6 protein-coding genes are annotated in these 8,981 nt (G+C 72.3%); 2 read left to right on the top strand and 4 right to left on the bottom strand.

Going from position 1 to position 8,981, the window contains the following annotated elements; translation table 11 throughout:
- The first annotated feature begins 110 nt into the window (after window positions 1-110).
- On the top strand, window positions 111-1,100 hold the full coding sequence (locus tag ACFUEL_RS28790; RefSeq protein ID WP_380239691.1) for an IS3 family transposase: 990 nt from the start codon (window positions 111-113) through the stop codon (window positions 1,098-1,100).
- 527 nt (window positions 1,101-1,627) lie between these two features.
- On the opposite strand, the gene ACFUEL_RS28785 is transcribed toward ACFUEL_RS28790, so the two are convergent.
- Window positions 1,628-2,197, bottom strand: coding sequence for an SMI1/KNR4 family protein (locus ACFUEL_RS28785; RefSeq protein ID WP_380239690.1), 570 nt, complete (start codon window positions 2,195-2,197; stop codon window positions 1,628-1,630).
- 239 nt (window positions 2,198-2,436) lie between these two features.
- Between ACFUEL_RS28785 and ACFUEL_RS28780 the strand changes: the two genes are divergently transcribed.
- Window positions 2,437-3,468 (top strand): hypothetical protein, encoded by a 1,032-nt coding sequence (locus ACFUEL_RS28780; protein WP_380239689.1) that lies wholly within the window; start codon window positions 2,437-2,439, stop codon window positions 3,466-3,468.
- Window positions 3,469-4,989: 1,521 nt separating this feature from the next.
- Here the strand turns inward: ACFUEL_RS28780 and ACFUEL_RS28775 are convergent.
- The 3 genes from ACFUEL_RS28775 to ACFUEL_RS28765 all read right to left on the bottom strand — a co-directional run bounded on the left by ACFUEL_RS28775 (window position 4,990) and on the right by ACFUEL_RS28765 (window position 8,402).
- Window positions 4,990-5,808, bottom strand: a complete 819-nt coding sequence (locus ACFUEL_RS28775) for a hypothetical protein (protein ID WP_380239688.1) — start codon at window positions 5,806-5,808, stop codon at window positions 4,990-4,992.
- A 287-nt stretch (window positions 5,809-6,095) separates the two neighbouring features.
- Window positions 6,096-6,707 carry an SMI1/KNR4 family protein gene (locus ACFUEL_RS28770; protein WP_380239687.1) on the bottom strand — a complete coding sequence of 204 codons (612 nt, stop codon included), beginning with the start codon at window positions 6,705-6,707 and terminating at the stop codon, window positions 6,096-6,098.
- 1,056 nt (window positions 6,708-7,763) lie between these two features.
- Complete coding sequence (locus ACFUEL_RS28765; protein ID WP_380239686.1) at window positions 7,764-8,402, bottom strand: hemerythrin domain-containing protein; 639 nt, start codon at window positions 8,400-8,402, stop codon at window positions 7,764-7,766.
- Window positions 8,403-8,981: the final 579 nt, after the last annotated feature.

Here is an 8,981-nt window from a genome sequence, read left to right as displayed (position 1 = left end):
GGACGTGGACATCCTCAAGCGGGCGACGGCTTTCTTCGCGAAGGAGACCCGGTGACGGTCCACCCGTTCATCGAGGCAAAGAAGCAGGCAGGCCGCAACGTCAAACGGGCGTGTGGCTGCTCAAGGTCTCCCGCGCCGCCTTCTGCGCCCGCCGCAACGGCCGGCCCGGTCGCCGTGCCGTCCGCGACACCGAGCCGGCCTCGAAGATCACCGAGATCCACGCGCACTCCCGGGGAAGCTACGCAGCCCCGCGCGTCCACGCCGCCCTCCAGCAGCGCAAAGACCGGTGCGGACGACGCCGCGTCGCCGGGCTCATGCGCCAGGCCGGCATCGAGGGCCGACACCGCCGACGACGCCACCGCACCACAATCCCCGACCCGACCGCCGCCACGCGACCGGACCCGGTCCTGCGCGGCTTCCGGCCCGGCCCGACCGCCCTCGACGCGCGCCGGTGCGGCGACACCACCTCCATCCCGACCGAGGAGGGCCGGCTCTGCCCGGCCGCCGTCATCGACACCGCCTCCCGCCGGGTCGTCGGCCGGGCCACCGCGGACCACCTGCGGACCGAACCGGTCGCCGACGCACTACGGACCGCCTGCCACACCCGCCGCCCGACCGGAACAGTGCTCTTCCACCCGGATCGCGGCTGCCAGTACACCGGCCGTGAATTCGCCCACCTGGCAGAGGAGTTCGGTGTTCGACTGTCGGTCGGCCGGACCGGCCGGTGCTGGGACAACGCGCTCGCCGAGTCGTTCTTCGCCACGCTGAAGCGGGAGTTGCCCGGCGACCGGCCTTGGCCCAGCAGGGGCGCAGCACGGACCGCGATCTTCGAATGGATCGAGGGCTGGTACAACCTACGCAGGCTGCACAGCAGTCCCGGCCACCGCAGTCCCGCCGAGCACGAGAACGCCCTGGCGGCCCGACCAACACACCAAGGGCGTCCGCCAGAACGGAGCAAGCTCACTCCGCGACTCCACCCGCGAGCGGCCGGAGCAGACCCGAAAGGGCGCGGGCTCCAGGCTGTCGTAGCGGATGTGCCGGACCGGGACGCCGCCGGGACCCGGAAGGCGTCGACGCGGCCCTGCACGAAGGCTTCCTGACCGGCCGTCGAGAACACCCGGCGGGCCGCCCCGCCCGAACACGACAGCCGCAGCGTGAGCATCCGGCACCGCAACGGCTTGCCGTCCACCCGCACCCGGACCCCGGCGACGTCGGCTCCGGCCTCCCCGCCGGGCCGGTGGAACTGCGGGACCACGCCCTCGTGGAGCTTCCGGGCCCGGTCCGGCCCCGTCCCTGGTCCGGGGCCCGCGGACTTGCAGGTAGTCGTTGAGGGCGGTGCAGGCGACCGCGGTGAAGCCGTACTCCTCCCGCAGCCGGGCCAGGATCCGCCGGCCGGTGTGCCGCTGCCCGGGCGGCGCGGTCAGGTCCGTCCGCAGCATCTCCTCGATCCAGCCCTCGGCCGGCTCCAGCGCGCAGCGGCGGGCCACGGGTTCTTTCCGCTCCGAAGGCAGCGCGCTGTGCGGGGCCTGGCGGGCCACCCGGCGGTGGACGGGGTGGCGGCGGGCCGGCTCCCGTGGCCTTCGGCCGGCGACCTTGAGCGATTGACAGGCGATCTTGACCGGAGTACCTACGGCCGCTTGAGCAGTTCGTCCCACACGTTGCCGCCGTCCGCCCAGGTCCATAGCCATTGGCGCAACGACGGTGCCGCGTAGCGCAGGCCGTCGTGGGGATTCTCACCGCAGTCGGGGTCCCAGCCGTCGGAGTCCCAGAGCAGGACCGGGTTGCCGACTGCTATCAGTGAGACGTGCCACTCCATGGTGCAGCCGCCACCGGTCAGGAAGAGCCATGACGGCGGCGTCTCCCAGCCTGGCAGCCGGGCGTGCCGAAAGGTTGCGAGCGGCCAGTTCGGTTCGGGCCACCCCGGGACTTGGCGTGGCGTCAGCGAGGCAAGGCCGCCTTCCGGACCGAAGCCACCGTCCCCGACCTCGGTGCAGAGGCGTCGAAGCAGAAGCGGGAGCTCGTACCCGGTCTCTTGCTCTACCTGTTCGACCTCGGATGTCGTGATCGGGGGAAGTGGCCGCTCGGGGAGGAAGCCGGGAGAAGGGCCCGCGCCCTGTTCCACACCCCGTGCGAGGGCATGCAGTCTCTTCACCAGTGCGTCGTCGTCCGCAGAAGTACGACGGGATGCATCGATCACGAGGCGGAACTGTAACCGGGCAAGCACCCGGCTGCTATGCCGTCTGACAACCCGAACGGGCCACCGGTACCTGGCTCTGTCCGCGAGAACGGGCAGCGGATGTACACCGGTTTGGGAGGCAACCGACGCCCGCGAGGGATTCGAAATGTTCACGGGTTTCGACAGCAGCACAGGCATGGAGAGTTTGCTGCTGGGGGTGCTCACTGGCCGAGGCCGTCGTGTGTCTAGGGTCGCGTTCCATGACGAGGACCACGCCCCCGCGCCCGCTGGATGTCGAGGGGCTCTTCCCGGAACTGGCCGCCTACCGCGGTACGACGACGCGCCTGCATCCGCGTCCGGGCAGCCCGACGGTGTCAAGCAGCTCGGTTGGCGGTCCGATGCTGTGGCCGGCAGACGAATCGTGGCCGGTGTGCGGTGAGGCCCACGGCCGCGGGCGGGGCCGCCGCCCGGCCGACATCCACCGCTACCGGCGGGTCCTGTCCGCCGCATGGGCCCGGGAAGAGAACCCGGGTCCCACGGACGAGGAGCGCAAGCTGCTGGGCGAGCTGCGCCTGGAACACCGGTTTCCCGAGGTGTCGCAGACGGACCCGCTGCCGATGATCGGCCTCGCGCAGCTGTATCGACGGGATGTTCCGGACCTGCCGGCGGGGCCGGGCGACTGCGACCTGCTCCAGGTGTTCTGGTGCCCTTTCAACGCGCACGGCCCGGGCCGGTACGACCTGGAGCTGCACCTGCGCTGGCGACGGTCCTGGGAGGTCGGTGAGGTGTTGGCAGCGCCCCCGCAACCGCTGGTCGTCGGGTACGACGGGTTTGTACCCGAGCCCTGTGTCCTGCACCCGGAGCAGGTGGCCACGTACCCGTTCGCCGGCCTCCTGCCCGAGGCCCTCTGCGCCCAGATCGACGCCTGGGAGGAAGCGCTTGAAGAAGAGGCCGAGCAGTCGGCGGACGAGAACACGCCCGAGCCGGTCGGCTACCAGTACGACCTGTCCATCCCGCCCGGCTGGCGCGTCGGCGGCTTCGCCTCCTGGCACGCCACCGACCCGCACCCCATGGACTGCCAGACCTGCAGGACGCCGATGCACTTGCTGCTGACCATCGATAGCTCGGAGTGGGATGGCGGCAGCGGCAGCTGGAAGCCGACGGAGGACCGAGACCTGCCCGCCCACCGGCACGCCACACCTACCGAGGTCACCGTGGGCCGCTCCGGCGAGCTCAACGTCTTCGCCTGCCCCACCGACCTCGACCATCCGCACCGTTGGAGCATCCAGTAGCTCGCAGGATTTGCCTGGTGCGGCAGCATTCTCATCGACGAGCGGGGGTGCTGTCGCTTCTCGTGAACATCGAACACGCCGCTGCGCGGGTGCCTCCCGAAGCACTGAACAGCCGCTGTCGAAGCCCACGAACAAAGCCAGGTACCGGACAGACCGATCAAAATCAGGTGACAGAAACCTATCGGTGGTCAAGATCTCTTGGCAGACGGTCAGGGTCGCCGGTCAGAGGTCACCCCGGACACAGGCGTTCTCCAGCCCCTTGTCCCGGCGAACGCGCTCGAACGACTCGACGCGCTGCAAATCCTCGGCCTCCTGACACGGCCGTAACAGCACGGACCCACACAGCGCGACGTTGTCGCCGGAGCCCGGTCAGTCCCGCACCGCCCCCAACGGGTACACCTCGTCGGCCGCCCTACGGCTTTGGCCGCACGGCCGGTGCGGACAAGGTCGAGAACACGGGCAAGGGCAGCAGCGACCGGCTCGGAGTGTTCGGGCATGGGTGCAGGGCGGGGCGCGGCCGGCTTCGTCGACGGTGCCGGGCAGGGCCGGTTGCGCGAGCGCGCGGTCGTACGCCGCCTCGCCCGCGCGGCCCTGTCCGGCCCGCAGAACGCGGCCGGCCCGCCGTTCCCGCCGGACGACCCGGTGCAACGTGGCCCCGGGGGCAACGTGGCCCGGCGCAGCGTGGCCCGGCGCAGCGTGGCCCGGCGCAGCGTGGCCCGGCGCAGCGTGGCCGGGGGCAGCGTGGCCGGGGGCGGCACTGGTCCTGTCGGCTCCTGGACCGGGCCGTTCCCGGTGCCGGGCGGTCAGTTCCCGGTCCGGGCGGCGACGTTGCCGCCCGGTTCGGACAGGCTGGCCCACAGTTCGTCCGTGACCGCGGACCCCTGCGGCGCGGAGCCGTCTCGACGCGGCCCGACGCGCGGGCCCCGGCCGGCCGCCGCCACACCGTGCGCACCGGGACCCCGGCGGTCTCGGCAGCGATCCGCGCGTGCGCCGATGGCAACTGCCCCTCTCTCGCCGACCGCGGGCAGGCGCCGCGCCGCCGCCCGGCGGGTGAGTGCCCGCTCCCGCGAGCGGGGGACAAGCCGGTCCCCACCGGTCCCCGGAGAAGTCCCCGGGACGGGATCGGACGGCACGGGCAGAAGTACAGCGGTCATGGGTACCGGCCCGCTCCCCCGCCACGGCCGGCCGCACAGGAACAGGCGTCCTCATGTCAGCCGCAGTCCCGGTGTGCCGCGCCTGACCGGCAGGACATGGCAGCCGGCTGTTCACCGTACGACAGCCATGGTCCACGGCCTCTGCCGGCACAGGCCCAGTTCGGCGGCCCCCTGTCCTCAACACCCCCTGCCGCCCGGCCTGCCGGCACCACCCCGCCCCCTCGCACCCTCGCAGTGCTGGTGCCCGACGGCCGTCCGGCGCCGGTCGTGCCCGTCCCGTCCCGTCCTCCCGCCCGGTGTCCACCCACCGCCGAGCAGGCCACCGGCCACCGACCGGCGACCGACCGGCGACCGGCGGCCGCTGCGGTCAGCTGTCCCAGCTCTCGAAGAAGTGTGCGTCCATGAGGTAACTGGGCGGGAAGCCGAGACCGACATCGGTGAGCAGCCGGGCGAGGAACTCGCCTACGCCGCAGTCGAACTGTTGCCACTCGCCGGCGGTGTCGTCCCGGACGAGTATGGGCCAGTGGGACGGGTCGGCCGCGCCGGTCTGCCAGACGAGTTCGATCTCCTGTTCGGAGCTGCCCCACTGGAGCAGTCCCTGTGCCGCCGGGAACGTCGGCTGCGGATCGAACCGGTCGGCGGGGGTGTTCCTGGACCAGTTGACGAGGTCCAGGCCCTTGCCGTTCGGGGTGAGGAGGTCGAGGTATCCGTCGAAGCTGCCGGGGCCGAACGCGTCGACGACCTCTCTGTACTCCTGCGGCAGGGCGGTTCCCAGCTCGGCCTCCGCCGCCTGCCAGTCGACGGTGGGGTGTTCTCTCGGCTTCCAGCCGGTGATCGCGCACAGTCTCTCGGCCCAGGTGCTCGTTTCGGGGAGTCCGGCCCAGGCGGGGTCCGGGCGGTCCGCGACGACCACGACCGGCCGGGTGCCGCTGCCGTTGCCGCTGCCGTTGCCGATCCGGCCCAGGCCGATCCAGTGGGCCCGGTATCCCCAGCCGGCCAACTCCACGAGCTCGTCGCCGAACGGCTCCAGCAGTGCGAGGCCCAGCTCCTCGGTCACGGCCGGGTCGGCGAACCGGTCCACGGCCAGGTTCCGCGGCCGGCCCGCCCACTGCCCCAGCACGGTCCTGAGCCCGGCCAACTCGTCCGTGCCCGTGTCCTCGGGCAGCCGGAGGACCGTCGGCCCCACCCGGGACTCCCGGCGGTGACTGTCCAACAGTCCCCTGACGATTTCAACGAGGTCCGCGCGCGACTGATCCGGAATCGAAGGCATCGAACCAGTCAACCCGATCCCGTCCCGGTCCGACCAGCCCCGCACACAACAGACCCGCCACACCACGACATTCCGCTCCCTGACTCGACCGAACACCACGACCACCTTCAGACACAGACATCTCAGGCCGTCAAGGGCGGCAAGGCGGCAAGAGTGTCAAGGCGGCAAGGCGGCAAGGCGGCAAGGCGGCAAGCTGAAGCGTCTCAACGCGCGGTGGCGGGCTGCCGGGCGAGATCGGGTCCGCCGTCGACCGCGGCAGTGCCCGGTGTCTGCGATCCGCCCGGGGCTGCGCGGCTCGGCAGCACGGGCGTCCCGGCTTCCAGGGCTCGGGCGATGTCCTGGAGCATCGGGGTGACCGAGGCCCAACGAGGGACATCCAGGATCCAACTCTCGTGGTCCCACAGGAACACCGCTCCGCAGGTGTCACCGGGGCGCAGGTCGACGATCAGTCCGTCACCGCCGGGGCTCAGGGCGATCGGCATGAACTCACGCGGACAACACCCCCCGGGCCGGCCGTTCTCGTCGAACGACTCGCCCTCCTGCTCGGCGACCAGCAACCAGATCTCCCGGGTCTCCCATGCCTCCTCCAGCGAGAGCGGGGCGAACTCGCCAGGAATCCAGTGGCTCGCGCTGACGTCGGACAGCAGCCACCAGGCTCGCAGGTCCGCGGGTAGTGGCACGCCGAGGTCCGCTTCGAACGCATCCAAGCGCGCGGCATCCGACGCAGACCGCAACGGTCCCCGCCGGACGTGCGCGGCGAGCCGGGCCTCAATGCGGCTCCAGGCAGTCGGAACATCGTGGTCAGCCGTTGTCATGGCAGGCACTCTGCCTCACCGATGTGACAACAGCTCAAGCCGTACGGAACTGGAACTACTGGTCAGACCGCGGATACGACAAGAACCGCCGCAGGAAAGGCAGTGCCCCCGTCGAAGGTCGGGCCGTTCCGGAAGCAGTGGAAGAGCCGGCCCAGCAGGCGGTTCAGGAGGTCGCGCTGGACACCGGCCGGAACGGAACCGTCCGGCGGGAGACGGCCAACCGGGGCAGGACAGCCGGCCAAGGCGGGACAGGGACGAGACGGTCCGGCGGGAGACGGCCAACCGGGGCGGGACAGCCGGCCGGGACGGAACGGCAGAGCCAGGCAGACGGGGCAGGGACGGACCGGTCCGGCGGAGACGGCCAACCAGAACGGCAGAACCGATCGGGGCGGGACAGCCGGCCAAGGCAGGACAGGAACGAGACGGTCCGGCGGGAGACGGCCAACCGGGGCGGGACAGCCGGCCGGGACGGAACGGCAGAGCCAGGCAGACGGGAGACGACCGGGGCAGGACAGGAACGAACCGGGCAGACGGGAGACGACCGGGGCAGGACAGGAACGAACCGGGCAGACGGGAGACGACCGGGGCAGGACAGGAACGGACCGGGCAGACGGGACAGGGACGAACCGGTCCGGCGGGAGGCGGCCAACCAGAACGGCAGAACCGGCCAGGGCGGAACGGCAGAGCCGGGCAGACGGGGCAGGGACGGACCGGTCCGGCGGGACAGGGACGAACCGGTCCGGCGGGAGGCGGCCGGGGCAGGACAGGAACGGACCGGGCAGACGGGAGGCGGCCGGGGCGGGACAGGAACGGACCGGTCAGACGGGGCAAGGACGGACGGGGGCGGCAGAGCCAGCCGGGGCGGGACAGGAACGGACCGGTCAGACGGGGCAGGGACGGACGGGGCGGCCCCGGTGGGGCGGGAGGCGGCCGGAGCGGGACAGGAACGGACCGGTCCGGCGGGAGGCGGCCGGGGCGGGGCAGGGACGGACCGGGCAGACGGGGCAGGGACGGACGGGGGCGGCCCCGGTGGGGCGGGGCCGCCTGCGGGACGGGTCAGGAGGAGGCGGGCCAGCGCTCCAGCCCGCGGTAGGACGGCACCCAGGCGTCGTTGTAGAGACCGCGGACCGGCGGCGGCAGGATACCGAGGATCGCCTCGGTGTCCTGCGCGGAGGCGCCGTCGAGGACCCAGGGCAGGTAGCGCGGGGTCCCGTCGCCGATCCGGACGGTGTGGGCCTGGCCGAACGCCTGCAACTGCTGCGGGGTAACCACGGAGTCGATCAGCGGCAGGGCCGCTTCCTCCTCGTGCTTGAGATGGGCGCGCAGCCCCGTGGCCAGGGCGTCGACCAGAGCGGAGAGGTCACCCGCGCGGGCCGGATCGGCCACCGCGGCATCCACGGCCTCCAGCAGCGGATCGATCGTGGCGTGCTCGGTCTCCATCGCGTCGATGAGAGCCAGGTCCGCGGGACGGTCGGCCAGGGCCTGACGGACCTGCGGCCACAAGGCCTCGTCCTCCGCGCCGTGGTGCACGTGCAGGTAGGTCTTGAACATCTCCCAACCCGCAGCACCGGCCACCAGGGCACGCGGGTCGCCGGCACCACGGGCAGTGGTCCTGGCAAGGAACTCCAACTCGCGCCGCAACGCGTCATGGATCACGAACATCATCGTGAAGTCGTGCTTGAAAGCCGTGCTCATCGTGTTTCCCTCTCGATCCGAAAGCCGAAGACCCACGGAGTCACCCCCGACAAAAACAGGGCCCGGCCGAAATACCTACGCCCGGGACAGGCCAACAACGCCGCCCCGGAACGGTTGCCGACAGTAGGCGAACGACCCGAACACCCCCACCCGCCCCCAGCAACCCTCCAGCACCCCTCCAGCCGGCCTCCAGCACCCCTCCAGCACCCCTCCAGCCAGCCCCCAGCACCGGCCCCCCGGCCCCCCGGCCCCCGGCGCTACCAGCCCTCCACCAACAGCCCCCGACCGGCACTCCAACCGAACCCCGGCCGGCTACCAACCCTCCACCCGAACCCCGGCACCCCTCCGACACCCTGCAGCCCCGCAGCGAGGCCCGCGCCGCACCCCCCCGAAGGACGGGGCCGGCCCTGCCGACTCAGCCGAACCCCCAACCAACCCCGCCCCCGGCCCCCAACCGGCCCCCCGGCACACCCTCCCGCCGACCCCTCCGGCCAGCCCCCCAGCCCCCTCCAACCGGACCTCCAGCCGACCCTCCCGCACTCCCCCGGCACCCTGCGGCGGTCCCGCAGCAGGACCCGG

This window comes from Kitasatospora sp. NPDC057198 (assembly GCF_042670125.1).
Taxonomy (GTDB): Bacteria; Actinomycetota; Actinomycetes; order Streptomycetales; family Streptomycetaceae; genus Kitasatospora.
The sequence above is the reverse complement of the archived record's forward strand: the minus strand, read 5'-3'. Positions and strand labels throughout refer to the sequence as shown.

Bases quoted from the DNA above. Each gene is read 5' to 3' on its own strand.
- ACFUEL_RS28780 (WP_380239689.1), top strand. From the start codon at position 2,437: ATGACGAGGACCACGCCCCCGCGCCCGCTGGATGTCGAGGGGCTCTTC.
- ACFUEL_RS28770 (WP_380239687.1), bottom strand. From the start codon at position 6,707: ATGACAACGGCTGACCACGATGTTCCGACTGCCTGGAGCCGCATTGAG.
- ACFUEL_RS28765 (WP_380239686.1), bottom strand. From the start codon at position 8,402: ATGAGCACGGCTTTCAAGCACGACTTCACGATGATGTTCGTGATCCAT.